This window comes from Glycomyces amatae, assembly GCF_020991375.1.
GTDB lineage: Bacteria > Actinomycetota > Actinomycetes > Mycobacteriales > Micromonosporaceae > Glycomyces > Glycomyces amatae.
Genome location: NZ_JAJLQZ010000001.1, coordinates 359360 through 385189 on the forward strand (window position 1 = coordinate 359360; position 25830 = coordinate 385189).

25 protein-coding genes and 1 pseudogene are annotated in these 25830 nt (G+C 69.8%); 14 read left to right on the forward strand and 12 right to left on the reverse strand.

Annotation, left to right across the window (positions count from 1 at the left end; genetic code table 11):
* The first annotated feature begins 19 nt into the window (after positions 1 to 19).
* The 6 genes from LO763_RS01725 (at position 20) to LO763_RS01750 (ending at position 11877) form a co-directional block, all read left to right on the forward strand.
* On the forward strand, positions 20 to 2734 hold the full coding sequence (locus tag LO763_RS01725) for a DEAD/DEAH box helicase (protein ID WP_230600121.1): 2715 nt from the start codon (positions 20 to 22) through the stop codon (positions 2732 to 2734).
* A complete protein-coding gene (locus LO763_RS01730) occupies positions 2731 to 3936 on the forward strand; it encodes an SWIM zinc finger family protein (protein ID WP_230600122.1) in 1206 nt (401 codons plus the stop codon). The genes LO763_RS01725 and LO763_RS01730 overlap by 4 nt, the downstream gene beginning before the upstream one ends.
* Positions 3937 to 4006: 70 nt before the next feature.
* On the forward strand, positions 4007 to 5512 hold the full coding sequence (locus LO763_RS01735; protein WP_230600123.1) for a TIGR02677 family protein: 1506 nt from the start codon (positions 4007 to 4009) through the stop codon (positions 5510 to 5512).
* Entirely contained in the window at positions 5505 to 6701 is a 1197-nt protein-coding gene (locus tag LO763_RS01740; protein ID WP_230600124.1) for a TIGR02678 family protein, read from the forward strand. The genes LO763_RS01735 and LO763_RS01740 overlap by 8 nt, the downstream gene beginning before the upstream one ends.
* Positions 6698 to 10672, forward strand: coding sequence for a TIGR02680 family protein (locus tag LO763_RS01745; RefSeq protein WP_230600125.1), 3975 nt, complete (start codon positions 6698 to 6700; stop codon positions 10670 to 10672). Before LO763_RS01740 ends, LO763_RS01745 begins: the two co-directional genes overlap by 4 nt.
* Positions 10669 to 11877: a TIGR02679 family protein gene (locus tag LO763_RS01750; RefSeq protein ID WP_230600126.1), complete on the forward strand. Its 1209-nt coding sequence runs from the start codon at positions 10669 to 10671 to the stop codon at positions 11875 to 11877. Before LO763_RS01745 ends, LO763_RS01750 begins: the two co-directional genes overlap by 4 nt.
* Before the next feature lie 405 nt (positions 11878 to 12282).
* On the opposite strand, the gene LO763_RS01755 is transcribed toward LO763_RS01750, so the two are convergent.
* From LO763_RS01755 to LO763_RS01770, 4 genes are all read right to left on the reverse strand, one after another.
* Positions 12283 to 12963, reverse strand: coding sequence for a hypothetical protein (locus tag LO763_RS01755; protein ID WP_230600127.1), 681 nt, complete (start codon positions 12961 to 12963; stop codon positions 12283 to 12285).
* A 255-nt stretch (positions 12964 to 13218) separates the two neighbouring features.
* Complete coding sequence (locus LO763_RS01760) at positions 13219 to 13905, reverse strand: hypothetical protein (protein WP_230600128.1); 687 nt, start codon at positions 13903 to 13905, stop codon at positions 13219 to 13221.
* Positions 13906 to 13927: 22 nt separating this feature from the next.
* Positions 13928 to 15052: a hypothetical protein gene (locus tag LO763_RS01765; protein ID WP_230600129.1), complete on the reverse strand. Its 1125-nt coding sequence runs from the start codon at positions 15050 to 15052 to the stop codon at positions 13928 to 13930.
* Between the two features lie 4 nt (positions 15053 to 15056).
* On the reverse strand, positions 15057 to 15524 hold the full coding sequence (locus LO763_RS01770; RefSeq protein WP_230600130.1) for a hypothetical protein: 468 nt from the start codon (positions 15522 to 15524) through the stop codon (positions 15057 to 15059).
* Positions 15525 to 15873: 349 nt separating this feature from the next.
* Here LO763_RS01770 and LO763_RS30320 point away from each other — a divergent pair, with 349 nt between their 5' ends.
* From LO763_RS30320 to LO763_RS29525, 6 genes and pseudogenes are all read left to right on the forward strand, one after another.
* The gene (locus tag LO763_RS30320; protein WP_230600131.1) at positions 15874 to 16116 is read left to right on the forward strand and encodes a hypothetical protein; all 243 of its coding nucleotides are present in this window, start codon (positions 15874 to 15876) and stop codon (positions 16114 to 16116) included.
* A complete protein-coding gene (locus LO763_RS01780) occupies positions 16116 to 16442 on the forward strand; it encodes a hypothetical protein (RefSeq protein ID WP_230600132.1) in 327 nt (108 codons plus the stop codon). The genes LO763_RS30320 and LO763_RS01780 overlap by 1 nt, the downstream gene beginning before the upstream one ends.
* Positions 16439 to 17503, forward strand: a complete 1065-nt coding sequence (locus LO763_RS01785) for a hypothetical protein (protein ID WP_230600133.1) — start codon at positions 16439 to 16441, stop codon at positions 17501 to 17503. Before LO763_RS01780 ends, LO763_RS01785 begins: the two co-directional genes overlap by 4 nt.
* Before the next feature lie 4 nt (positions 17504 to 17507).
* A complete protein-coding gene (locus LO763_RS01790) occupies positions 17508 to 17660 on the forward strand; it encodes a hypothetical protein (RefSeq protein ID WP_230600134.1) in 153 nt (50 codons plus the stop codon).
* Positions 17661 to 17663: 3 nt separating this feature from the next.
* Entirely contained in the window at positions 17664 to 18233 is a 570-nt protein-coding gene (locus tag LO763_RS01795) for a hypothetical protein (protein ID WP_230600135.1), read from the forward strand.
* 305 nt (positions 18234 to 18538) lie between these two features.
* Positions 18539 to 18964, forward strand: a pseudogene (locus LO763_RS29525) (SNF2-related protein); the annotation flags it as partial.
* A gap of 60 nt (positions 18965 to 19024) precedes the next feature.
* Here the strand turns inward: LO763_RS29525 and LO763_RS01800 are convergent.
* Together LO763_RS01800 and LO763_RS01805 are read right to left on the reverse strand one after the other, a co-directional pair.
* Entirely contained in the window at positions 19025 to 19888 is an 864-nt protein-coding gene (locus tag LO763_RS01800; protein ID WP_230600136.1) for a hypothetical protein, read from the reverse strand.
* A gap of 135 nt (positions 19889 to 20023) precedes the next feature.
* Positions 20024 to 21340, reverse strand: coding sequence for a hypothetical protein (locus tag LO763_RS01805; protein ID WP_230600137.1), 1317 nt, complete (start codon positions 21338 to 21340; stop codon positions 20024 to 20026).
* Positions 21341 to 21707: 367 nt separating this feature from the next.
* Between LO763_RS01805 and LO763_RS01810 the strand changes: the two genes are divergently transcribed.
* Complete coding sequence (locus tag LO763_RS01810) at positions 21708 to 22109, forward strand: hypothetical protein (protein WP_230600138.1); 402 nt, start codon at positions 21708 to 21710, stop codon at positions 22107 to 22109.
* A gap of 9 nt (positions 22110 to 22118) precedes the next feature.
* Complete coding sequence (locus LO763_RS01815; protein ID WP_230600139.1) at positions 22119 to 22844, forward strand: hypothetical protein; 726 nt, start codon at positions 22119 to 22121, stop codon at positions 22842 to 22844.
* 51 nt (positions 22845 to 22895) lie between these two features.
* Here the strand turns inward: LO763_RS01815 and LO763_RS28650 are convergent, their stop codons facing one another.
* From LO763_RS28650 to LO763_RS01840, 6 genes are all read right to left on the reverse strand, one after another.
* On the reverse strand, positions 22896 to 23030 hold the full coding sequence (locus LO763_RS28650; RefSeq protein ID WP_255671499.1) for a hypothetical protein: 135 nt from the start codon (positions 23028 to 23030) through the stop codon (positions 22896 to 22898).
* A gap of 126 nt (positions 23031 to 23156) precedes the next feature.
* Positions 23157 to 23387 carry a hypothetical protein gene (locus tag LO763_RS01820; protein ID WP_230600140.1) on the reverse strand — a complete coding sequence of 77 codons (231 nt, stop codon included), beginning with the start codon at positions 23385 to 23387 and terminating at the stop codon, positions 23157 to 23159.
* A 13-nt stretch (positions 23388 to 23400) separates the two neighbouring features.
* Positions 23401 to 24138 carry a hypothetical protein gene (locus LO763_RS01825; protein WP_230600141.1) on the reverse strand — a complete coding sequence of 246 codons (738 nt, stop codon included), beginning with the start codon at positions 24136 to 24138 and terminating at the stop codon, positions 23401 to 23403.
* A gap of 8 nt (positions 24139 to 24146) precedes the next feature.
* Complete coding sequence (locus LO763_RS01830; protein WP_230600142.1) at positions 24147 to 24845, reverse strand: WXG100 family type VII secretion target; 699 nt, start codon at positions 24843 to 24845, stop codon at positions 24147 to 24149.
* A 5-nt stretch (positions 24846 to 24850) separates the two neighbouring features.
* Entirely contained in the window at positions 24851 to 25168 is a 318-nt protein-coding gene (locus LO763_RS01835) for a type VII secretion target (protein WP_230600143.1), read from the reverse strand.
* Positions 25169 to 25567, reverse strand: a complete 399-nt coding sequence (locus LO763_RS01840; protein ID WP_230600144.1) for a YbaB/EbfC family nucleoid-associated protein — start codon at positions 25565 to 25567, stop codon at positions 25169 to 25171.
* Positions 25568 to 25830 lie beyond the last annotated feature (263 nt).

Genomic DNA, 25830 nt, shown 5'->3' on the forward strand with positions numbered 1-25830 from the left:
CGTAAGCAATCGTCAGAAGGTGACCGAGGTGAGAGACGCCGAAGACCGTCGGACGCAAGTCGAAGCAGCGTTCACGCCGTCGGACCCGCCCCGAGGCGGGCTCGTCGCGCTCTACCGCCTCGACGGCGGTCCGCTCCCCGAAGCTCCAGGCGATCCGGGGCTCGTCGGCGTCGTCGCCGATGCCACCGGGACGGTCCGCGAGGTGCCCGCGGTCCTGCTCCGACCCGAGCGCGCCTGCGAACACCTGCTCACCGCACCCGCGCACACCGGCTCCGCCCGCGTATGGGGGCTCGCCGCCCGCAAGGCCCTCGAACTCGTCGCGGCCGGACGCATCGCACCCGGCCTGGACGCCGAAGGCGCCGGCGCCTGGCGGATCGCCGGCATCGACGGCGAGGACGCCGACTGGCTCCACCGCCTCGCCGACGCCATGCCCCAGGCCGCTTACGCGGCGACCGTCGACGGACGCCTGCCCGACCCGCACCGCCTCTTGCGCGCCTTCCTCGACGCCGTCGCCGACTCGTGGTCCCGAAGCCCCGCCGTCACCGCGCTCCTCGGCGAACACGCGCTCACCGCGGAGCGACCGATCGAAGCGCCCGAGTTCGCCCGAGCCGCCGCCCGCCTGGCCCGAAGCCGCGACCGCGGACACGGTCCCGCGCTCGTCGTCGAGCCGCGCAAGCAGGATGTGCGGATGCGCGCGCTCGTGTTCGACCGGTCCGATCCGGCGCGGCTCCTCGCCGCAGCCGAGGCCGGTGTTCCCGAAGCCGATCTGCGCCTGGGGCTCTCGCGTCTCGCCGGGGCCTCCGGGTGGCGCCGCCTCCTGCACTTCGGCCGGAGCGAGGACGGCCTGACCGCCGTCCTCGACCACGACGACCTCGCCTACCTGTTCCTGCGCGACGGCATCGGCGAACTCCGCGAACTCGGCATCGAGGTCCGGGTGGACGCGCGGGTCGAACCCGGGCCGAGCCTGTCGCTCGCCATCGAAGGCCCCGAGACCGAGGGAAGCCTGTTCTCCCTCGACCGGCTCCTGGGCTTCCGGTGGCAGGCCGCCCTCGCGGGCCGTGAGCTCACCGCCGCCGAACTCGACCGCATCGCCGACTCGCACGGCCCGCTCGTCCGGGTCGGCGACCGGTGGGTGCTCGTCGACGACGCCATGCGCGCGAAACTCGCCCGCCGCCTCGACGCCCCAGCCCCGCTCGAAGCGCTCCGCGCGGCCCTCACCGGGACGGTCGAGGTCGACGGCGACCAGGTCCCGGTGGCCTCGGCCGGGCCGCTGAACGCACTGCGCGGACGCCTGCGCTCCGACGCCGCCACTGTCCCTCAACCCGAAGCGCTCCAAGGGAACCTGCGGGACTACCAGCTGCGCGGCCTGAACTGGCTCACCGGCCTGGCCGAGCTCGGGCTCGGCGCCTGCCTCGCCGACGACATGGGCCTGGGCAAGACCATCACGCTCCTCGCCCACCATCTGCACCGCCAGACCGACCCGGCCACCGCCGGGCCCGCGCTGGTCGTCTGCCCCGCCTCCCTCATGGCGAACTGGGCCGCCGAGGCCGCCCGCTTCGCGCCGGGACTGACCGTCCGCCGCTTCCACGGCCCAGGCCGCACCATCGACGCCCTCGGTCCCGCCGAGATGGTCCTCACCACCTACGCGACCATGCGGCTCGACGCCGAAACGCTCGCGGCCGCCCCCTGGAGCCTGGTGTGCGCCGACGAGGCCCAGCACGTCAAGAACCCCGCCTCGGCCACCGCGAAGGCCTTGCGCGGCATCAAATCCGGTGCCCGCGTCGCCCTCACCGGCACACCGGTGGAGAACAACCTCACCGACCTGTGGTCCATTCTCGACTGGACCACGCCGGGCCTGCTCGGCAGCCGCGAGGCCTTCCGCGCCGCCTACGGCCGGGCCGCGGAGCAGGGCGACCCCGAGACCGCCGCCCGCCTCGGCGAGCTCGTGCGCCCGTTCATGCTGCGCCGCCTCAAGACCGACCCCGGCATCGCCCCCGAGCTGCCCGCCAAGACCCTCACCGACCAGCACGTGCGGCTCAGCAAAGACCAAGTGGCCCTGTACAAGCGGGTGGTGGACGAGACCATGGCCGAGATCCGCGCGGCCACCGGGATCGAACGCCGCGGCCTCGTGCTGGCCCTGCTCACCCGCCTCAAACAGGTCTGCAACCACCCCGCCCACTACTCCGGCGCCGCCGACCCCGCCAAAGGGAAGTCCGGGAAGCTCGAACTCGTCGACGAACTGCTCGACACGATCCTCGCCGAAGACGAGCGCACCCTCGTCTTCACCCAGTACACCGCGATGGGCGACCTCCTCCTGAAGCACCTCGCCAGACGCGGCGTCCAAGCCGCATTCCTCAACGGCAAGACCCCCGTCAAGAAGCGCGAGACGATGGTGAACGCCTTCCAGGACGGCGAGACCCCGGTCCTCCTCCTCTCCCTCAAGGCCGCGGGGGTCGGCCTCAACCTCACCCGCGCCACTCACGTGATCCACTACGACCGCTGGTGGAACCCCGCCGCCGAGGACCAGGCCACCGACCGCGCCTACCGCATCGGCCAGACCCGCCCCGTCCAGGTCCACCGCCTCGTCTGCGAAGGGACCCTCGAGGAGCGCATCGCCGAACTCCTCGAACGCAAACGGGACCTGGCCGACGCCGTCGTCGGCTCCGGCGAGGCCGCCCTCACCGAGCTGAGCGACGACCAGCTCCTCGAACTGGTGCGCCTGGAGGAACGATGAGACGCGAGACCCTCGCCGGCCCCGGCCGGACCGCACTGGCGAACCTGCTCGCGAAGGCCCTCGACCCGATCATGCGCGAGGCCGACGCCGGCCGCATCCAGCGCGGTCTCGGCATGGCGCGCAGCCCCGGCTGGATCGGCGGCCTCGACATCGGACCCGGCGCCGTCCGGGCGTCCGTGGCGGGCTCCCGATCCGGCCGGTACGCGGTGGAGGTCCGCCTCCCCGAGTTCGATCGCTCCGAAAGGGCCGCATGGGATCTGATGATCGGCCCGCTGGGCTACGGCCCCGATGTCGAAGAGGGCCGCTTCAGCCGCGACCTGCTCGAATGCGCCGCCGAGACCGGGTGCCCGGTCGTCCCCGAGACCGGCGAGGTCGAGGCCGACTGCGACTGCCCCGATCCCCAGCGGACGTGCAAGCACATCATCGCCGTCCTGGCGGTGCTCGTCGAAGAGGCCGACCGCTCCGGTGCGGTCCTGCTGCGGCTCAGAGGCGTCGAAGCCGCCGACGCGACGAGCGCCCCCGACGACCCCGAAGCGGGCCGGACCCTGTGGGCCTCACACGTCTACGAGCACGGCCCCACCGCCGCCGAGGCGTTCGCGCGCGAATGCGGCCCGCTCCCCGAACCGCCCCCGCTCCCCGCCGAGCCCGTCCTCCCGTGCTTCCACGAGAACGACTACGACCCGGGCCGCTTCACGACCGACCTCGACGCCGACTCCCTCGACCTCCAAGCCGCGGTGGCGGCGAACCTCGCGTGGGCCGCCCTCGACGGCGCCGAGCAGGGCCGCGTCCATCCCCGGCCCGACAACCTGCCCGCGGACGCCGCACGCGTCGCCTTCGGGGTGCCCGAGGAGGAGATCCCGCTCCTCGCCCGGATCGCCGGATGCACGCCGGTCGAGCTCGACGACCGCGCCCTCGCCTGGCTCTACGGCGGCGAACCGGGCATCAGCGCCCTCGATGACCAGTTCCAACCCGACCCGGAGACCCGCCAGGCCGCCGACGAGGCGCTCAAGGCCCGCTTCGGGAACGTCACCCGCCGCCGGAACCGCTGGACCATAACCGCCGAAGCCCGCCAACTCCGCCTCGGCCGCGACGGCCGGTGGTACCCCTACACGAAAGAGGAAGGCCACTGGCTCCCCGACGGCCCGCCCGTCGAAGACCCCGTCGCCGCCGCCACGGCACCCGGCCTCTCGGCTCCCGACTGAGGGTCCCGCGGCGCCGTCCGGTCGCGCTACCGTCGATGACTGAACGACCACCACCCGACCGGAGTGCCTCTTGCGTCTTCGCCTCCCCCGAACCCTCTTCGCTCTCGCGGTCTTCGAGCCGCACACCGAGCTCCATCTCGCGCTGCTCCAGGTCTTCGGCCGCGCCGCGGCGGCTCTGGAGTCCGGGCTGAACCGGGACGCGATCCGCAGCCGCCTGCCCGAGGCCGGCTGGCACGACCCCGTCGGCGACGCGGAGCTGGCGGCGAGGCTGGAGCAGTTCGAGAAGACCTGGGGTCTGATCGAGTCGGTCCAGGACCGGACGGGCCCGTACACCAGCGCCGCCGACTACGAGCGGAACCACCTCACGTACTCCCTCACCCGGGAGGGCGAAGCGGCCCTGGCCGGGATCGAGGCGGCGTGGGAGGCGCTGCACGCGGTCGGCGCGCTCCAGACCTCCGTCCTCGACGCCATCGCGGACAAGCTCGACGAGCTGCACCGCCTCGCCGAGGCGCCCTCCACCGCCGACTCGGCCGTGCACACCACCGTCGAAGAGCTCGAACGCCACCTCAAGTCCTTGGCCGACAACGTCTCCAGCTTCAACGGAAACCTTCAGCGACTCGTGGGCCCGACCCAGGTCGACGTCGCGGTCTTCACCGAGGTCAAGCTCGCCACCATCGCCTATCTGGAGGAGTTCTGCGCCGACCTGCCCCAGCGGGCGCGCCGGATCGCCGCGGCCGTCGACCGCGTCGAGGACGACGGTGTGGCGGTGCTGCGCAAACGCGCGCTCATCGGGGCGAACCTCCCGCCCGGCACGAGCGAGGAACGCCGCGAGCAGTGGCTGGAGCAGCGCCGCCTCCGCTGGACCGGACTCCGGTCCTGGTTCTCAGGACCCGAGGCCCGCGTGGAGCGGCTCGACCTCCTGGCCCGCGAGGCGATCCGGTCGCTCCTGCGCGCCCTGGAGCGGATCGACCGGGAGCGGCGCCGCTCGGCCTCCGCCGCGGGAGACTTCGTCGCGCTGGCGCGCTGGTTCAACGGCCTCGACTCCGAGGCCGAGGCGCACCGGCTCGCGCACGCCGCGTTCGGGCTGGGCTCGGCCCGGCACGCCCACCTGGCCCTGGAGGACCCCGAGACGGCAGGGCCGGGCAGGTCCTGGTCCGACGCGCCCGTGGCGGTCTCGCCGCTGCTGCGCACCTCGGGCCGCGAGGCGTCGACGGGCCGCACCGGGAAGGTCCCCGACACGGCCGAGCGGCGAGCCGCCGCTAGGGCGGCGGCCCGGGAGCAGGCCGCGCAGCTCGCGAACGCCTGGTCCCTCCTGCACACCGAAGGGACGGTGCGGCTCTCCCGCCTCGCAACGCTGCCGCCCGAGCGGTTCGACCGGCTGCTCGAACTCCTCGCCGCCGCCTGGCAGGCGCCCCCGGGCGGCGACGGTCTGCGGCGCGCCGCCTCCGCCGACGGCGCGACGCTGATCGAGCTGCGGCCGGTCGACGGGACGTGCGCGCTCCGCTGCGACCGAGGGACGCTCACCGGCCCCGACTGCAAGGTCCGCATGCTCCCCTCCGGAGGCGGCCGTGGCTGACGTGAAGAACCTGGTGGCCGCCGAGGAGGCCCGGGGCGTGGGCCGGGCGATCCGGACCATGCTGGCCTCCCCTCTCGTCACCTACACGGCCGACCCGGAGGCGTTCGAGCTCGTGCTCCGCCACCGCGCCCAGGTCGAGCAGTGGTGCTCCTACTTCTGCGGGTGGAACCTCGACGTCGACGCCCGATCGGGTTCGATCCGCCTGTACAAGCTCGTCGAGGCGGACGACCGGCACCCGCTGCGGCGCCCGCGCGGCGGCAACGCCCCGTTCGACCGGCGCCGCTACGCGGTGCTCTGCCTGGCCGCGGCCGAACTCCTCGGCAGCCCCGTCGTGCTGCTCACCGAGCTCGCCGAAGCGGTCGCCGACCGGTGCGCCGAGGACCCCGAACTCCCCGAGTTCCGCCTGGGGCACGGGCCGCACCGCTCCGAACTGGTCGACGCGGTCCTGTACCTGCGGGGGCTCGGGGCGGCCGACGTGGTCGACGGGTCCGCCGAGTCCTGGGGCTCCGACCAGCATCACGCGGTCCTCCTGCGGGCCCGCCCGGCAGTGCTCATGAGCCTCCTGTCGTCGCCGCAGCCGCCTTCGCGCGCGGAGCGGCGCGACATCGCCGAGCTCACGGCCGACCCGAGGCACCAGGTCGACCGCGAGGAGGTGGGCGAGGCCGGGCGCGGCCGGTACAGCGTGATCCTGCGCCAGCGGATCGTCCGCCGCCTCGCGGACACCGCCGTCGTCCACTTCGACGAGATGGGCCCCGACGAGGTCGAGTACGCGCGCACGCTCACCGGAGGCCGCCAGATCGTGCAGGCCGCCTCCCAGGCCGGGATGGTCTGCGAATGGCGCGCGGAAGGGGTCATGTGGATCGATCCGGACCGGATCGCCACCGACGCGACCTTCCCCGATTCGGGCGGCAACGCCAAGCAGGCGGCGCTGCTCCTCCTCGACTTCCTCCAGGAGCGGGGCGACGCCACCGACATCGAACTCGAAGGCGAGGTCCACCGGCTGCTCGACCTGCACGCCAAGTGGGCCAAGGACTACCGCGCGGTCGGCGGCGCCGCCCGCATGGCCGCCGAGGCCGTGCTCGTCCTCTGCGACTTCGGCCTGGCCCGCCGGGACGGCGCCGTGGTCGAACTGCGGCCCGCGGCGCGCCGCTACCGCGTCGTCGAACCCCTCGGAAAGGACCGACCGTGAACGCTCCCCGCACCGGCCGCTGGGTTCCCGCCAGGGCCGGGATCCTCAACCTCTGGCGCTACTACGAGGAGACGTTCGCCTTCCACAACGGACGCCTGCTGCTGCGCGGCCCGAACGGCTCCGGCAAGTCCAAGGCCCTGGAACTGCTGCTGCCGTTCCTGATCGACGCCGACATGCGGGCGCACCGCCTCTCGACGTTCGGGACCGGCTCGCACCGCACGATGCACTGGAACCTGATGGGGGAGGGCGCGACCGGCGCCACCCGCGTCGGCTACCTGTGGCTCGAGTTCGCCCTTGAAGGCACCGACGAGACCTTCACCTGCGGGGTGCGCCTCCAGGCGTCGAAGCACAGCACGGAGGTCAAGCCCCGGTACTTCACGACGACCGCCCGCGTCGGCGTGGACCTCTCGCTCGTCAACGACGCGAACCAGCCGCTGACGCCGCGCGAGCTCGCGGCGGCCCTGGAAGGGCGCGGCGGCATTTTCGACCGCGCCGAGTACCGGGACCGGATCCGCCGGCGCCTCTATCCGGGGTTGAACCCGCAGCGCTACGAGGCGCTCATCCGGGCCATGCTGCAACTGCGCACTCCGAAGCTCTCGGAGCTGCTGGACCCGAAGACGCTCTCGGACATGCTCTCGAACGCCCTGCCGCCCATGGACGAGACCGAACTCGAGGGCATCGCCGACGGCTTCGAACGCCTCGACCGCCGCCGCGCCCACCTCGAAGGGCTCGCCGCGCAGCGGGAGGCGGCCACGGACCTGGACGGCTACCAGCGCCGGTACGCCCGGGTGCTGCTGCGCACGGCCGCCGACCGCGCGACCGCCGCCGAGGCCGCCCGCGACCGCGCCGGGTCGAAGGCCGCCGAACTCCAGCGCGGCATCGAGGAGTGCGCCGAGGCGGTGGCGGGCGCCGAACGGCTCGAAGCCGAGGCCGAGCGCGGCATCAGGTCGGCGACGGCCGAACGCGACCAGCTCGCCCGCAACCCGCTCTTCGACACCGGACGCCAGCTCAAGACCGAGAACGAGAAGCTGCGGCAGCTCGAGAAGGCCCAGGCCAAGGCCGTCAAACGCGCCGCGAAGGCGAACGAGGCCGCCGCGCGACTGGCGGGCGAGGCCGACCGGGCCGCCGTGAACGCCCGCGACCGGACCGCGGCGGCCCGCGAGTCCCGTGCGACCGCGATCGCCGCCGCGGAGACCGTCGGCCTGACCGGTGCCGTGCACGCAGCGGCGGCGGCCGACCCCGGGGAGGAGCTTCGTACGCTGCGGTCGGCGATCCGCGACCAGCGCGATGCCGTGACCCAGGTCCGCGACGCCGCGACCGCGCTCGAAGGGGCCGAGGACAAGCGCGAGGAGGCGGAGCAGCGCCGCGAGCGGCTGCGCGAGCGGCACCGGTCCCAAGAGTCCACTGTGAGCGAATCCAAGGCCGTGCTCCGGCGAGCCGTCGAGCACTGGGCCGACGCGGTCGACGACTGGGCCGCCGCGGCGACCGAACTCGGACTCGCCGACGCCGACCGCGAAGCCCTCCTCGCCGATCCCGAGGATCCTGCCGCGGCGAACCCGATCCTGGACCGCGCCTACCGGGCCCGCGCCGAATCGCTCCTCGGCGAGCAGGCCCGCCTCGACGCGGCCCTCGGCAGCCTCGAAACCGAACGCGAGGACGCCGCCGGACTCCTCGCCGAACTGGAACGCACCGAGCAGGTCGAGCCCGCGCCCGCCCGCACCCGCGCCGCCGACCGCACCGGCAGGCCCGGCGCGCCGCTGTGGCGGCTGGTCGACTTCACGGGTGAGCCGGACGCGGGACTCGAAGCGGCCCTGGAAGCCTCGGGGATGCTCGACGCCTGGGTACTCCCGGACGGCACCCTCGAACACGAAACCCAGGACACGTTCCTCAGCGCCGCAAGCGAATCCGTTCGGACACCGCTGTCGGCCGTGCTGCGGCCCGAACCCGATGCGCCCGTGCCGCATCACGTGGTCGCCGACCTCCTCGACCGCATCGGCCACACCCCCGCGAACGCGACCGGCACCGCGGCGGTCGCCTCGGACGGGTCCTGGCGCCTGTCCGGACTGGCCGGGCGGTGGTCCAAGCCCGCGGCCGAGTTCATCGGCGCGGCCTCCCGTCGCAGGCTCCGCGAGCGCCGGATCGCCGACGCCCGCGAGCGCCTCGCCGAATGCGAACGGGCCCTTGCCGAAACCGTCCGCCGCCGAGACGGGGTCGCCTCGCGACTCAACCGGCTGCGCGATGAACGCGACGCCTTCCCCGGCCGAGGCGCCGTCGACGCCGCCCAGCGGTCGCTCGCCGCCGCGGAGCAGACGCTCGGCCTCGTCGCCGACGAGATCGCCGCCGCCGAAATCGCGCTCCACGAGGCCGAGACCCGCGTCCGGGCCGCGCGCTTGGAAGTCGACCGCCTCGCCGACCGCCACCGGCTGCCCCGCACCCTGGCCGACCTCGACCGGCGCCTACGGCAGCTCGACGAGTTCGACACCGCCGCCGCCGCGTGGTCCCGCGACCGTCTCGATCAGCACCGCGCCGAAATGACCCTCGGCGAGCTCGAGGAGCGCTCGGGAGAAGCTCGAACGGACGCGTTCGAGGCCGCCGAGGAGCAGGCCGAGGCCGAGGGCGAAGCCGCCGCGCAACGATCGAGCGTCGACGCGCTCGAGAGGACCGTCGGCGCCGACCTGCGGCAACTCCAAGCGGAGCTCGACGCCTGCGACGAGAGACTGCGATCCCTTGAGCGGCAACGCAAGAACGCCGAGCTCGAACTCCGCGACCTCGCAGGCCGCAAGTCTGAACTCGACAACGGACTCACTACCGCCCAACGCGACCACGAGACCGCCGCCGCCGTCCGCGACCGCGAGTTCGACGCGATCCGCACGCTCCTCGCCGGACAGGTCCTGTCCGACGCCCGCATCGAGTTCCCTTACGAACGCAGCGAGAACATCAAGGCCACCTTGGAGGCCGCCCGCCGCCTCGCCCAGGTGCTGGAGACCACGCGCGGGGGCGACCAGGCCGCCGCATCGGCCCGAAACCGCCTGCGCGACAAGTACCACCAGCACAAGACCGTCCTCGCCGACTACGCCGAACTCGCCTTCGAAGGCGAGGGCGAGTCCGAGCTGCTGATCGCGGTCATCGCAGGCGAGCGCATCGGCCCCCGCGCGCTCGCCGACCGGCTCGCGTTCGAGCACGACCGGGCCCGCACCGAGCTCACCGACGCCGAGCAGGAGCTGTTCGGCGAGATCCTCACCGGCCAGATCCGCGCGTCGCTCGCCCGCCGCATCCGCGAGGCCCGGGAGCTCGTCGAGGGCATGAACACCCGCCTGGAGCGCGTCCGGACCTCCTCGGGCATGCGGGTCCGCCTGCGCTGGGCCGTCCGCGACGAACTCGACGTCCACGCCAAGGCCGCCCGCGAACTGCTCCTCAAGGCCCCGGACAAGCTCGACGCCGAGGAGCGGGCCCTCCTGCGCGCGTTCCTGTCCGACCGGGTGAACGCCCTGCGGGAGTCCGACGACCCCAGGCCCTGGTCCGAGCAGCTCAAGGACGTCTTCGACTACACCGCTTGGCACGAGTTCCACGTCCAGTTCGACAAGGGCGCGGGCTGGAGCCGCCTCACCCGCCGCCTCCACTCCAACCTCTCCGGCGGCGAGAAGGCCGTCTCGCTGCACCTGCCGCTGTTCGCCGCGCTCGCCTCCCACTACGAGACGTCCCCGACCTCCCCGCGGCTGCTGCTCCTCGACGAGGTCCTCGTCGGCGTCGACCGCGCCAACCGCGGCCAGGTCTTCGAGCTCGTCTCGGCGCTCGACTTGGACGCGGTGCTCACCAGCGAGCACGAGTGGGGCGACTACGCCGAGCTCGACGGCATCGCCATTCACCAGGTGATCGCCTCCCGCCCGGGCGACGACCTCGTCACCACGGTCCGGTACGTCTGGGACGGCGCGGCCCGCTACGCCGAGGACCCGGAGGAGGCGCACGCGTGATCCCGCCTTACCTCCGCTCTCCGCACCTGGCCGCGCTCTGGAAGGAGGCCCACCGCAGGCTCTCCACCGGCGCCGCGGTCACCGCGATCCGCCTGCGCGGCCTCCACGACGACGAACGCCACGCCCTGGCAGAGCTCCTCGCCACCGACCGCCTCCCCGATGCGGATCCACGCATCACCATTGCGGCACTGCGGGAATCACTCGATCCCATCCCGCTCGAAACGGTCCTCACCGAACTCGTCGGCCCCGTGGACGACCAGACTGCCCGCCGCCGCGAAGCCGCCGCCGAACGCGAGGGCCTCTGGACCTGGCTCGCATCGCACCCGCTCCTGAGCGCCCGCCCGGCCCTCCAGGCCTGGGCCGCCCGCCTCAGGGCCGAACCGCTCATCACCACCGTCACCGAGACCCGCGACCTCATCGGCCGCGCCCTCGCCGTCATCGAAGCCCTTCCCGCCGAACTCCTCCCGCTGCCGGTCCTCGCGCAGCGCACCCTGGGCGGCCCGCACGCGCTCGACACCGGCCGCCTCCCGGCCCTCGTCCTCCGCGCGATCGCCGTCGAGACCGGCCGCCCCGATCCGCTCGACGCCGAGCAGCGCCGAGAGGTCTGGGAAGCGGCCGGGGTGGTCTGCGACGAACTCTCCTCGACGGTCCTGGTCGCCGGCCTCGCCCCGGAGGGCGACTCGTTCCTGGCGTCGACACTGCGCGCCGCGAAGGCCGAGGGCGAAGCGGTCGCGGTCACGCTGGGGCAACTGCGCCGGTCACCGATCACGTTCGCGCCCAGCACGACCGTTGTCTCAGTCGTGGAGAACCCCTCGGTCGTGCAAGCGGCCCTGGACCGCTTCGGCGCGGCCGTCCCGCCGCTGATCTGCGTCTCCGGCCGCCTCCACGTCGCGGCCCGGAGACTCCTGCGCGCCCTCACCACCGCAGGTCTCGATGTGCGTTACCACGGCGACTTCGACCCCGCAGGCATCAGCATCGCTACCGACGTGATCACGAATCTCGGCGCCCGCCCCTGGCGCATGGGAGCCGCCGACTACCTGGACGCCCTCGCCCCGGGCCCCGGCTTCGATCCCGACATGGTCCCCGCGACGCCGTGGGATGCGACGCTTCGCGAGGCGATGCGCCGTGAAGCGACCACCGTCTACGAAGAAGCCGTGGTCGACGGCCTCTTGGACGATCTCGCCATTGAGAACCGAGCAAACTGAGGTTCCGGGGCTCGCATGCGCCCCACCCGATACGAAAGACGCTCCTCTCGATCACGAACCGGTGGATGTGCTCGTGCAGGATCGATGTCGGACGAGGCTCCTCATCTCGCCCCGAGCGCCTCAAACCGAACGTCGCGCGATAGCGAGGCCCCGAATCTCCAGGTAAACGCGGAGATTGTGTTCGAGGACCGACAGATCGCTGCGCATAGAGCCCGCCGCGTGCTCGATCTTGTGCACGGCTTCTTCGCGCGCGATCCTGGTGAGATCGGAGTTCCAGTGGTCTTCGCCGAGATCATCGAGGACGGCCTTCCTCAGTAGCCGCAACGATCGTGACGCTTTCCACGGTTGACGGCCAGGCCCGGTGACGTGATGCCGGAGCGGTTCGCGATCCCTGGATGGGGCCTGTCATCGCTCGGCCAAGTCGGCCACGTTCGCACCGACAGCGGGAAGGTACTCGTCGTGCAGCCACGCGACGAGATCGGACGAGGGTACGCAGCCTTCGGCGTCGCACCGCTCCTCGTCCGGTACACGGTAGACCTCGAAGTCCACGAAGAGCACCACGTTCGCGATCCGTGCGGCGACCTCGGTCGGCCCGGCGCGGTTCGAATCCGGCCTGCTCCAGATGAAGCCGTCCTCCCAGGGGTCGGGGGCCTCTGAGAGGATGTCCGCAGAGCCGCGGAGCTCCGTGTCGGACAACTGCACGCGCTCGGGGATCTCGATCGTCTCCTCGGCCTCCGATGCGGAGTCGTAGACCTCTATCCCGAATCGGAGCCACGAGTTGTAGTACTCCGTCTCGGATTCGTCCTCGGGAGCCGCCCAGGTCATGGAGACGGAGCAGAACGCCTCCTGCTCCACCTGCAGGTCCTCGGCTTGGATCTCGATGCCGTTCTCCGTGAAGAACCCGCTCAGCTCCTCGTAGCCGGCGGCGCTGCACTCCTCGGGGCCCGTGAGGTCGAGTTCGAGCACCTCCACCTCGGGCGCCGGCGATTCGGCGCCGACGTCGTCGGTCTCGCAGGCTGCGATGGCGAAGGCCAAAGCCATCAGCGATGTCAGTGCTGGGAATCGATGCAGGGAGCGGTCGGCCATTGATGTACCCCGGAATGATCTGGTAGACGAGCGGGTTCGAGAAGTATCCGTCCCAGACGAGCGCCTCCGATTCGAAGCACCCTCCGGAGCGGCCCTCACGGGACTTCTCCTCGGCCCAGGCGGCCGAGCGAGGGGGCACTATGAGCGGAGCGCGGTGCTCGACGGCGTGAGCGTCGGTGTCTTGGAGGTCGATGGTGAGCGGCTTCCGATCTCCAGCGACTATCTGGCCGCGGCTTGAGAATGCGGTGGCGGCCTTCAACCAGGGGCTGCAAGCTCCTCGATCGCCGCATGCAGTGACGGCAGGTATTCGTCGCTCAGGAGTGCGGCGATGTCCTGTTCCGATGGTGCGCACGTTGCACCGTCGGCTTCGATTCCGACCTCGATCCGATAGAAATCCGCCAGCGCGATCGCGGCGATCTTTCGCCCCGGGAGAAATTCGGAAATGAAGACTTCGCCTTCGCGCCAAGGGGCGCCGAATGTCGAGTAGTGCGTGTCGAACATATCCCCCTCGCTGCCGTAGTTGTTCTTGAAGGTTTCGTAGCCCTCGATGACGAACGCTTCGCTCGGGTTGGGGTAGACGTCGATGTAGATGCGAGACTGCGGTTCAGCGACTTCGGCTTCTTCTGGCGGGCAACCGGCCTGAGCGTATGTCAGACTGCAGCTCGCCCTCTGGATTGTTTGAAGCTCCTCGACGTATGTGGTGGGAGAGGAGTCGTTCGTCATTGACGGGTCGGCATCGATTCCCATGAGGGCGGCAAGTTCTTGCAAGCGAAATGAGTTGCAGGGGTCCTCCAAGCTGAGCACTGAGTTCGTCTGTTCGAGGAAAGCCCCTGGCTCGTTGCCATCGCTCTGCCTGAAGTACTCGAACGCCTGTGGAAGCAAGAGCAGTGCGATAGCAGTGATGAGTGCGATGGGAACGATTATAGAGAATACGATGTACATCGGGCTGCGCCGTTGCAAGCGCCTACTCATCCTGATACCCCTCACCTGGAATATAGGTGACGCTCCCGATGTTGGTGCCAGCCGTGAACCCTTGAAGTTGGGCTCCGAGGGCTTCCCGTTGTGCTTTGATTCCGGATTCCGAGGTGTCGACTGCGCCGAGCAGGTCCGCGGTCCACTTCTGAATATCGTCGCTTGTGGCGACGTTCTCCCAAGTGACGGTGATCTTGAAGTCGCCCTGTTTAGTGGTCATGCTGGAGAGCCAGCCGGTCGCGTTGGCGAGACCGGGCACCTTGTCCAGTAGTCCGATGGTACCAATAACGTCTGCAATGGACTGTAGTACTCCGATGTCCAGTGAGAGGTGAGTCTTCTCGGCCATCGCCTTGTAGCTGTCGTACACGGCCTGCCCCAGCGTGGCATGGACGACGACCTGTGCGCGCAATTCGTCGATCGCGTAGTTCAACAGGATGGCCGCCAGGTTGGTCTGCTGCTGTGAAGCACCCGCCATGACATCGGCGCCGAAGTACCGATGTCCTTTGTCGCTGGCGAGGTCGCCGGTCCAATGGGTCTCGAAGAGTTCCCGGATGGATCCGAAGAGTCCGAGTTCATCCTGCGAGAAGGTTCGCAGCGCGGCCTCGACGCCGACCATTCGCTGTGCAGTCAGAAGCGAATTGTCGTATCTGGTGTCGTCGAAGATCGTCTCGTATCGTTGCACGATCTGGTCGACGGCGGCGTTCGCGTCATTGACCGCCTGCTCCGAGATGCTCTGCTCCTGGTCAGAGGTCGCTTGCACGTGTACCGGGCATCCGGCGGTGTCGGACCAACGGACGCCGTTGACAAGTTCGCCGGTCTGGGGGTCGACGCCCTCAGGCCCCGGTGTCTCCCAGGCGCCGGTCCAAATCTCGGATCTGTAATCAGGCCAGAGTGCCGCCGCGAGTTCACGGCGACGGGTCTCGGTGAACGGCGCACGGAATTCCTCCAGGCCGGCGAGAATCTCGGCCTTGCGCGGGACATTGTCAAGCCCTTCCAAGAGCTCGCTGTCAAAATATTGGTCAGCCGCGATCTCGTCGTCGACTGGCCCCGGATCATAGGGTTCGGCCGGCTGCTCGCCGTTCGGCACCCATTCGCCGTCCACTTCCTGGTCGCTCATGCCCCTACTCCACGATCCGGTTGCCGTGGGTGCCGTCAGGATCGAGCGCTGCATCGTATTCGCCGCCCATGTCCAGAAGCTGCGTGTCGGGAGCGGCGTCCAGATCCTCTGCGGCGGTGCCCTCGGCCTGCTGGGTACTGCTGCGCTCGTATCCCTCACCGAGCAGGTCGTCTTGGATATCGGCGAAGCTGGACTCGATCGCGGCCTCGTTCAACTCGTTGGCCTCGACTATCGCTTCGAGAGTGCGGTGGTACGCCTGAAGGTTGGCGGCGGTCTCGTAGGCGCAGTTGCGGAGCAGGGTGTAATAGTCGCTCCAGGCTTCGCGAAAGGGGCCGCCGAAGGCGTAGTCGCGTACACGGCCCGCGTCTTTGACGAGGTCGGCGACATTCTCGTACTCGTGCGCGAGCGTCTGGTAGTGACCGGCCGCTTCCAGGATCTTCTCGTTGTCGATGACGATCTGGTCACCGGCCATGCGGGCCTCCGCAGGCGGGAACGGATGAAGGACGGGAGTGCTGCATGCTCACCTCTGGGGGAAAGGTCGAGGTTGTCGGGGTTCACCCGAATGGGGTGCACGCAGGTTACCAAGTGATCGCAATACGTGCTGTCCATGCGACCCTCAGGGCCCACCGGCCGGGACCTGACGGTCTCACTGCAGGCTTTCCACCGGAGCGCAGGTCACCGCGATCCGCCTGCGCGGCCTGTCCGAAGACGAACGCCACGCCCTCGCGGAACTCCTCGCCACCGACCGCCTCCCCGCCGCGGACCCACGCGTCGCCATCGCGGCCCTGCTCGAATCGCTCGATCCGGTTCCGTTTGAGACAGTGCTGAACGAACCCGTCGGACCCCTCGGAAACCGCGCGCGACAGAAGAGCGAGATCGCCTCCGCACGTACGCTCCTCTCCGGTGTCGGACTGGCCCAGCTGGTCATGGAGGTGTACCAGCAGGCGGCCGCCGAGGCGTCGCAGCAGGCGAGCGCCGCCATGTCCGACATGTTCGGCTCGGAGTCCGAGGCCGCAGGATTCATCCGGCAGGCCGTGAACCGCTACGCGCCGGCGGGTGAGTGATGGCCGAGGGATTCGGCGTCGACCCGCAGGTCCTGGTCGACCACGCGGCGAGCCTGCAGAGCCGCGTCTTCAGTAAGGTCGAGAACACCGCCGGCGCCGTCGACCAGGTCGGGATCGGCGACAGCACCGCGTGGGGCGTGATCTTCGAGCAGCTCGTACCGGTGGCCCTCGGCGGCGTCTTCGACGACGCCACCGAAGCGATGAACAGCACTGAGGACTTCTCGAACGCCCTCGGCGAAGCGCTCGAGGGCACCGCCGTCAACTATCGGCTGTCGGATGAAGGAGCCGTGGCCGATCTGAACACCATCGCAGGAGCGATCGAATGAACGACCTGATCGCGGAAGCCCCGTCCGGGACCGGTCTCGGCGGCACCCGCGCCCTCAGCAGCTGCGTCGACGTCTTCAGTGACGCCACCGCCGAGGACTTCGACCCGATGTCCTTCGCCATCGACGGCGTCGTGGCGGGCATGGATCTGCTCGCGTTCGCCGCCAACCCGCTCAAGGAGTTCCTCATGGCCGGCTTCGGCTGGATCATCGAGAACGTCGCGGTCGTCAACGAGCCGTTCAACAAGCTGACGGGCAACCCCGGTGAGATCCAGGCGCTCACCGAGACCTGGGGCAACATCTCCGGTGAGCTGGACGCCGCCGCGCAGGAGATGGCGGCGGCCATCGCCGAGGTCGACACCTGGACGGGGGACGCGGCGGACGCCTACCGGAGGGTGGCGGACACCTATGCTCAAGTGCTCTCGGGCGCCTCAGGGGCGGCCGGCTCCGTGTCGACCGGGATCGCCATCTCAGGAATGGTCGTCGCCACGGTACGCGGTCTCGTCCTGGAGCTCATCTGCGACTTCGCCGCGCGAGGGGTCATGTACCTGATCTCCGCCGCCGCCAGTGCCGTGTTCACCTTCGGCGGATCGCTCGTCGCCGCCGCGGGCACGGTCATCATGGACGCGGGCACCACCATCGCGAAGTGCATGTACAAGATCGGGCAGGCGCTCAACAGCCTCGCCGATCTGTTTCGGAAGATGACCAAGTGCAAGGGCGCCTTCCAGCAGCTCGCCCGCGGCGCCGACGAGGCCGCGTCCGCGATGCGCACCGGGGCGCGGAAGGTCGATTTCGGCTCCCTGCGAACCGGCATGGATCTCAAGTTCACCGGACTCAGACCACCGAAGTTCACGGCTGACGGTGTCATGGACCGCTACAAGAGCATGAACGACGGCATCGACTGGAGCTCGACCAATCCCTTGAGCCCCAACCGTTTCGGCGACGCGGTAGACGCGGTCAGCGTCGGCGCGGGCTATCCGGCCACTGCGGTGAAGAGCGCTCTGGCCGAAGGCGACAACCAAGGCGACGCCTCCGAGCGGGCGGACGACAATCAGGACCGGTGATGTGATGTCGGAGTGGTTCGCGATCCCCGGGTGGGGGCTGGTGTTCGCCTCCTGGGGGTTCGCGCTCGCCGCGGGGCTGCTCATCGGAGCATTCCTGGTCCGGACCGAGCTCAAGGCGCGCCGCGAGTACCGGGACCGCCGCAAGGGAACGGAGTAGCGGATGCCGGTGTCGCTGGGGGAGGCGCTGCTGATGCTCGGGGCCACGGTCGTGGGCTCGGCGGCCGTCATCGCGGTTTGCGTTCTCGCGGCGGTGGGCCTGTCGTCGGTGTTCGGGCGGTTCGTCGGTCCCGCTCCGCCGGAACCGACTCCTGAGGAACGCCTTCGTCGTGCGGAGGCGCAGCAGGAGGAGGACAAGGCTCTTGAATCCCGCTGGCAGGAAAGAGAACACGGACGCGGTAGAGACTATGTGGATAGCACGCATGTGTCGTTCCGGGTGTTCGGCTGGGTCTTCGCGGCCGTGTACCTGCTGGTCGGGCTCAGCAGCATCCTCGCGCACGTCGCCGATCCCGGTGAGGGCTTCCCGATGCAGTTGGCGGCGAGGCCGCTCTGGGTCGCGTTCCTGGTCGCGATCATGGCCGGGATCGTGGCCGGATCGCGGTACCAGCGCCGCTTCAGGCGGATGAGCAGGATGGACCAGCGGGAGTTCCTCGCGCGACAGCGGGCCAGGCTCGAACGGGAGCGCCGCGGCCGTCTCGACGGCATCCGGCGGCACGTGTTCCCCGGCCGCTGAACCTGGTGACGCGCAGGGCCGCTGCGAGCTGCGGCCGGGCCGGGCGGGCCTCGGGCCGTGCGTGTGGGAGGCGGCCGTGTTCGCCCACGAGCGCGACGCATTCACACGAGTACTGGACGGACGAGGGCCCCTTGACGAACGACTCGCTCTCTGGCGCGCCGACGTCATCGAAGGAAAGGTCCGCTGACCGCCGCGGCACTGATGCGGCGAGCATGACCAGACGGACCGCAGGAGCCGCCTGAAGAGGGTCCGGAGGACGGCCGTCCCGAATGCGATGAGTGCGCCGTCCATTCCCCGGAGCCCGTATGACCGGTGCACACGCGCGTTCGCAGGCCGCCCACGCCCGCAACATCCCTTCACCAGTACGAGCGGCTCGCCGCCGCACCTGCGCAACTCCAGGCGGCCGTTCGCGACCAGGCCGCGGCCCTCACCTCGGAGCGGCCGCTGAGCGGCTCGCGACGAAGGGGCAGCGGCGCTTCCTCGTGGTCTGCCCCGCCAGCGTCGTCCCGAACCGGCTCAGCGAGGTCCGCAAGCACACGCGCCTGGCCGCGTTCAGCCTCCACGGACCCGGACGCGAGACCGAGGCCCGGAAGCGGCTATGCCTCGGCGGCATCGCCCTGACCACGTTCAACACCGTCGACCGCCTCGACTCGCTGCACCGAGCCGAGACCGCGCTCCTGGTCGTCGACGAGGCCCACTACGTCAAGAACCCCGATGCGAAGCGCACCCGTGCGGTCCGGGCCGCGATCGGCCGACCGCGGCAAGGACGAGCGCATCCGCACCTGCGACGGCTAACCCGCGGCCGCCTGGCGCAGCTCGGCCGCGCGGTCCAGGATCTGCCCCACCGTGCGGTCCCCGTCCGTTTGTTCCCCGCTGCCCTTGCGGGCCTTGGCGAGCAGTTCCAAACGGACCTTCTCGCCTTCGCCCGCAGCGACCCGGGCCAGCAGCTTGTCCTTCTGCGTCTCGCGCAGTTTTGCGATCACCCCGGTGATCTCGACGCCGGGAGCCGTCCGGTTCGGGCTGGCTTCGGCCGCGACCTTCAAGAGCGTGCGGTCGAGGCGCATGAAGTCGGCCATGGCCCGCTGCGGACCGGAGAGCGACTTCAGGCCCGGCGGCACGGGCGGTTCCAAGCGCGTCTCGTCGTCGGCGGGAAACGCCTCCTCGTCGATCTCCCAGCGACCATAGGAGGCGAGCCAGGCGAGGTAGAGCGCACGGAGGTCCCCTTTGGCGATCTCGTCGCGGACGCCGGTGAGCGCGGCGAGCGGGAAGCGCAGCTCGTCGCCGTCCCAATCCTCGTCGTACTCGGGCGGTTCCTCGGTCGAGTACGCGAACTCGAAGACGACGTGTTCGCTCGACGGGATGACGGTGAGGCCGCCGTCAGCCCGGTAATGCTCGACCGCCTTGACGTCGACCGCCTTGCGCGGCAGCTTCAGCAGCAGGGTCCGCTCGCCCCAGTCGGCATAGTGCAGGTGCGCGTCGAAGTAGCGGGTCGTCATCGCGTAAGGGTCGCCTTTGAAACTGCCCCAGTGGTATTCGTTCGTGAAACCGGTGGCGGTGATCTCGGCGCGGGTTGAGACCTCGCGGAGCTCGGCCTGCTCGTCGGGGGACAGCGGCCGGTCGAGGGCGAGGAACTCGTAGTATTCGTAGGTGCTCACGAAGGCCCTTCCGAACAGCTGCTTCGGCGCTGCTCTGACTTGAGCGCATCCTAAGGGCTGCAATCGGTTCTCTGATAAAGGGGGCGCAGGGCCACCGGCGCCCCCGGTCCGGACGGTATCGACGGCTCGATGGCTTCAGCCGCTGTCCGCGGGAGGTTCGAAACCGGTCTCGAACCGCATGGCCTCGTCGCGGCTGGAAGGGACGGCCGCCACGGCAGCCTCGGTCCACCGCTCGTCCAAGCCGGCCCGCTCGGCGCAGTACCGCACCCAGGACGCCGTCACCTCCTTGAAGTACGGGACCTCCTGGTTCAGGTCGAACAGGAGCAGACTGCGGCTCCGCACCCGCCTGGGCGAGGCGCTGTACCGGGTCGGCGGGGCGGTGTCGGTGAGCCACTCCTGGATCACCGCGAAGGCGGTGCCGCCCGCCTCGTTCTCGTCGATCTCGGGGTGTTGTTCCATGAGGTAGTCCATGAACGGCTCGAAATCGGGTTCGACGTCGGTCGCGAACAGGTCGAGGGCGGCCGGGACCGGCGCGCCCCGCCGCTCCAGGTGCGCGACGAGGTCTTCGAGCCTGCGCTGCGCCTCGAAGTAGTGCGAGTAGATCGGGCGCTTGTGCAGTTCCCAGGCGATGTCCGCCGGGTCGGTCAGGTAGGCGAGGAACCACAGGTCCTCTCCACCGGCCACCGGCCGCAGTTCGGCGTCCCCGGCGCTCGCGCCGACGTGCCGCCGCCAGAACGCCAGGGCCTGTTCAGGATCCGCTGCCTGAGCGGCATAAGTCGCGACGTTGTTCGCGCCCATCTCGACCGAGACCAGCAGGAGCCGTGGCTCCTCCAGGTCCTCGCCGCTGGTCTCGACGACCACCGCGAACTGGTCCCCGTACGCGTCCTGTGCCGTCCAGGCGCGCCCGGTGGTCTCGGTGCGCTCGTTGAGCGTCAAGTCGAGTCCCGGCGGCCATCCGTCCCGGTCGAGGGCCTTCCGCACCCGGCCGACCGCGGCCGCAGTCTGCTTTCCGACGCTCGACGGGGCGATGCCGCTGAGACCGAAGAGCAGGCACGCCGGCCCGAGCCATGACTCCTCCCCTTCCTCGCGCAGTTTCAGCGACCGCATCGAAGCGGCCTTCGCCAAGTGCGCGAACCAGGGCACGAAACTATTACCCGATGACAGGTCGCTTTCTCCGCGCCGCAGCATCACCTCGCCCACCCGGTTCCCTGCACGGGCCTCGAGGTCCTCGAACTCGCTCCCGTCGTACCAGTCCAGCCAGTCGCGCTCGGACTCGGCCAGGATCGCCTCGGTCTCCTCGGCGAACCACGGCTCATGGAGCGGTCGGGGATTGAACAGGGAGAAGCTCCCGATCACGCGAGGGCGCGACCCGACTTCGACGCGGTCCGCGGCCGGGTGCTTCACGGCCTTCTTGCGCTGCTTTTTCGGCTTACGACGCTTCGACACCGGCATGGCCTGCTCCTCAGTCGACTAAGGGGTGCTGCCTCGGGTTTGCGGAGCAACGCCCCGACCCGGCGGGAAAGGTCCTCGATCACGCTTCCCACGGGTCCTGACCCTATCTGCACCGGACGCTCGCCATGAGCATCGACGCCTTCGCCACCGCCTGTGAATCTCCGCGCGAACCGACAACGGCCGCGGAATGCGGCGGCCTGCTTCACGGCTGAGCCTCCCGGAACCTGAGGCGGCGAAGACGACATCGTGGCGAGCTCGGAGCTAAGCCGCCGGTAGCCCGTCGTCGATCCCCAGTCCCGGCGGACGACGATGCCGAAGCGGCGTCGGTATCCCGGTAGAGGTCGGCCGACTTGTTCAGAGCCGCCACATGGGTCTCCAGGTTGTGCTTGTCCTGGTCGAGCAACTCATCGATGTCGCCGTGCTTCTCTTCCAGGAGTGGCGCGATCCAGGCGCACCGCGGTCCGAACGCATCCTCCGCCTGGGTGATCGCGGCAGACGCCGAACGCACGGACTCGAAGCGTTCGATCAAGCGGTTGATATTGGCGATGTGGGCGCCGACGTCACGCTCGACCCCAAGATCGAGACGATCCCCGGCAGCGCAGTGGTGCGGGGTCTGATCGCGAACATGGTCACGGGCATCGAGAGCGCCGCTGCGGATGCCTTGACATTGAGAACCGACTACAAGACCACACTCGACCTCCGACTCACCAATAACATGAACGACATCGCCGACCCGAAGACGGTTCCCGGCTCCGGTTACTACAGCTAAGGGATCGCCATGAAGACCAGACTCCTCGTAGCGCTGCTGTTCCTGGCACCGGGACTGCTCACGGGATGCACCGGCGACGCCGATCCGAACGATCCCGCGACCAGCGAGTCGGACGACCCGACGTCGCCGAGTCCGCCTCCCCGGCAGGACTTCACCGATGAGGCCGCGCAACTGCTCGCGTGGGCCGACGCCTGCGACGTGCTGGACCTCGCCCCGGTCATGGAGCTGTTCCCCGACCTCACCCACGCCGACACCCTTGCGGCCACAGGCCAGGACAATGGTCTCGGCGGCCTGACGAACCTCTGCGAGGAGACCATGCTGAACTCAGCCGGCTCCGCGCGCGTCGAAGCCGGCGTCACGGTGTTCGACGACAACGTGAAGGCCTTCGACCACTATCACGACGTGACGTCATCGACGCAAGTCGCAGAAGCCGATGGAGGATCAAGCGAACTGGTTGCTCCTGTCGAATGGCAGGAAGGGCTTGTCCTGACCCGAGAGATCGTGACCAGCGGCACTGAGAAGCGGAACATCGTCACCGTGCTGCTTCTCGGCGATTTCTACGTTGTCGGCCTGTCGGTGGACGTTCACCCCGGCGACCTCTACGGCTCCGGCTGCGAGTCGACGAACGCAGAACACTGCCCTGAGTCCGCTGCACAGCTGGCCGAATACTTCGCGGACAGCGGCTACCTCGATCTACTGCACGCGAACATCGAAGCCACACTCGCGGGTCATTGAGCTTCTTTCGTCAAGGGTTTCGATCGAGGTTGGTCGATGTCCATGGTCTGTCTACCGTTGTTCGTTGACGTGCAGGGCGAGGGCGGCCTGGCCGACGAGGGCTGGGCGGCGGCGGGCGCGGCGGAAGATCGTCCAGGTCTCGAGGACCGAGAAGCCGCGCTCGGCCAGGGCGCGGGTGGCGTTCACGACCCGGTTGTGTTCGCGTTGCCCGTCGGTGGGTCCAGAGCGTTTGCCCTGATGCGGGACGGGGACGCCGGAGCCGGCGCCGCAGGCGGACCGGAGACTGCGTCCCGCGGTCAGGGCCACCGCCGGTCAAGCTGCATACGTGTAGTGGTGCGGCCACTCCCCGTCCCTGCGCTTTCCCCTGAAGATCGCCCGCAGCGCGATCTTGGCGTCGCCCGCCAGGGAGTCCTCGTCCACAGGGGTGCTGGACCGCTTCTCAATGGTGACCGTGCCGGAGAGCTCGTCAGGGCCGTCGCCGTAGCGGTAGGTCACGGTCTCGTCGTCCTCTGACGTCTTCAGGACGAACATGCTCAATGCCATCGACAGGCTCCCCTCAACTTCCGCTATTGGGTGCGGTGTAGTCCTCGCGCGTGAACGGTATGTTCCCGTTGTTCACGTACTGCTCCCAGTTCGACGCCTGGTTGGCGGCCTCGTGGGCCTCAGCGTACTCGGCCCCCGGGTTGTTCTGGAAATACTGGGCTTCGGCGACCTCGTGGTGCAGCAAGGCGAGGTCGCTCTCGTGCGGCGGCGAGGGCTCGCCGGTGCGCAGGCGGTTCCACGCGGCGGCGATGTCCGCGTCCTCGTCGAAGCGGGAATGTCTGAGGGTGCCGTCATAGCGGTCGCGGATCGGGTGCTCGTCCCTCATGACGTTGTTCTTGGCGGCCAGCACGTCCTCACGGGAGAGGCCGGTGTTCTCCGCGATGGCGTCCACGTCGTCGTCGTTCTGCCGGAAGTGCTCGTACGCTTCCGCGGCCCACTTGTCCTGGCCTTCGTAGTCGTTCGCTCTGGGGCGGACCGCTCCGCCCGTGTACCTGTCGTCGGGACCGAGGGGCCTCGGGCTGGTGTCCATCTGGCCGCCGGTGGCCCTGCCCAGCCGGAACTCGCCGTCGACGGCGTCCTGGGCGCTGCTCGTCCCCTGGCTCGCGTCGATGTCGCCGTGGCGCTGCGATGGCCGGCTCGTACCGCTGTCGCCGCCGTCTCCCGGGCGGCTGGTCGAACTGTCGCCGTCGCCGCCTCGCCGCAGTGCGAGGCCGACGCCCAGAATCAGCAGGAGTTTGAGGATTCGTCGCATGCCGGCCTTCAGTCGTTGAGGAGCTTGGAGAGCGCTTCGAGGCTGGTGATCAGCGAGGAGATGAGCTCCATGATGATGCCGATCCACTTGACCACGGCTGCCACGATCTGGGCGGCGATCACCGGGATGGTGACCACGAAGATCGCCTCGACCGCCCAGACGACCACGTGTGCGACCAGGTCCGCGATCAGATCGCGGACGAGGTCGCGGGTCATCTGCACCAGCGCCCCGGCGCCCTCGGTGGCCGAGCCGATCGCCGAGGCGACCGCGCCCAGGCCGCCGATGCCCTCGACGTTGTGGCCCATCATGTTGTAGTAGGCGTTCGAGGCCTCGCCCACCCATTCGTCGACGTCGCCGTCGACCGAAGCCCCGAGGTCGCCGGCCATCGCGAACAGCTCCTCGGACATGTTGAACCAGGTCTGCGCATGCGACATGACCACATCCGGTTTGCCGGTCAACCAGTCGAGCATCTCCCGTAGCGGCTCGAAGTACTCCATGGCCCAGCCCAGACCGTTGGCCAGGAGCGCGCTGAACGGGTCCATGACCGTTCCCACCGCTTCGAGCCCGAGTCCGACGCCCGCGAGCGTCCCCGATACCCAGTTGCCGCTCTGGATCGCGGTGACCAGGCCCTCGATGCCGTCGGCCAGACTGGAGCCGGTCCACGGCTGGCGGGTCGACTGGACGTCGGCGATCAGTGAGTCGTTCATCGCCCCTACCCGCCCAGCTCGGCGGTGAGGTCGTCGAAGCTGAGCGAGGCGTCGCTGTCCGACTCCTCATAGGCGTCTGCCGCCGCTCGCATGCTCTCGACCGCCAGGCCGATGTTCTCCTCCACATAGGCCATCAAGCCGTCTTGCCGCTGATGGCGCTCCTCCAGGAGGCCCGAGATCCATCCGCACAGCTGCCCGTAGGCCTCGTCGTCCTGCGCGATATGGGAACTGGCGGACTTGAGCGCCTCGAACCGGGCCTTGAACTGCTCGAGGTTGCTCGCATGGGCCCGCAGCTGCTCGGGATCGACGATATAGCCGGTCATCTACCGCTGCCCTTCCTGCTCCGCCGCACCGCCGAGCTGGTGCCGCAGCCCGGACACGAACGCCTGGCCTGCCGGTGAGTCGGCGCCGACGGTCGAGGCGACGAGTTCCTGCGAGAGCCCGGCCAGCTTGACCTTCGCGGCCCGGATCGCCTCCAGCACCGCCCTGGCCGCCTCCTCCTCGGGGACTCGCTTGATGCGTGAGCTGAACACCAGGTCCACCGGGCTGCCGGTGTGGTCGAGGGTCACCTCCGCGAGCTCGTCGGCGTCGGTGGCCTTCACCCGCAGCCGCTGCACCTGAGCTGCCAGAGCCTGCGTGTTCTCGGCCATCCGTTCGGTGCGCTCCTTCCAGTCCGCGAGCCTCGCCCGCGCCGAGGCGGGGTCGATCGGTGGAAAGTCCATCAAGCCTCCAGGCAGTCCTCGAACGGCCGCGGCACCGGAGCACGTCGTCATCCGGCGTCAGCCGAATATTGATGTTACGAGAAGAACGCAAACCGCTACGGGCCCAGGGTGGTCGGAGCCGGGATTCCTGAAGGCCGCGCGGCCCGCCGGCCGCATGCCCGACACGACGTCGATTCCAGTGCTGCATCGACGATGCGCTGAAGAACGCCGACATCCCGGCACGGGTGGTCGGTGAGCGGCGATCTTCGACACCGGCGCGGAGT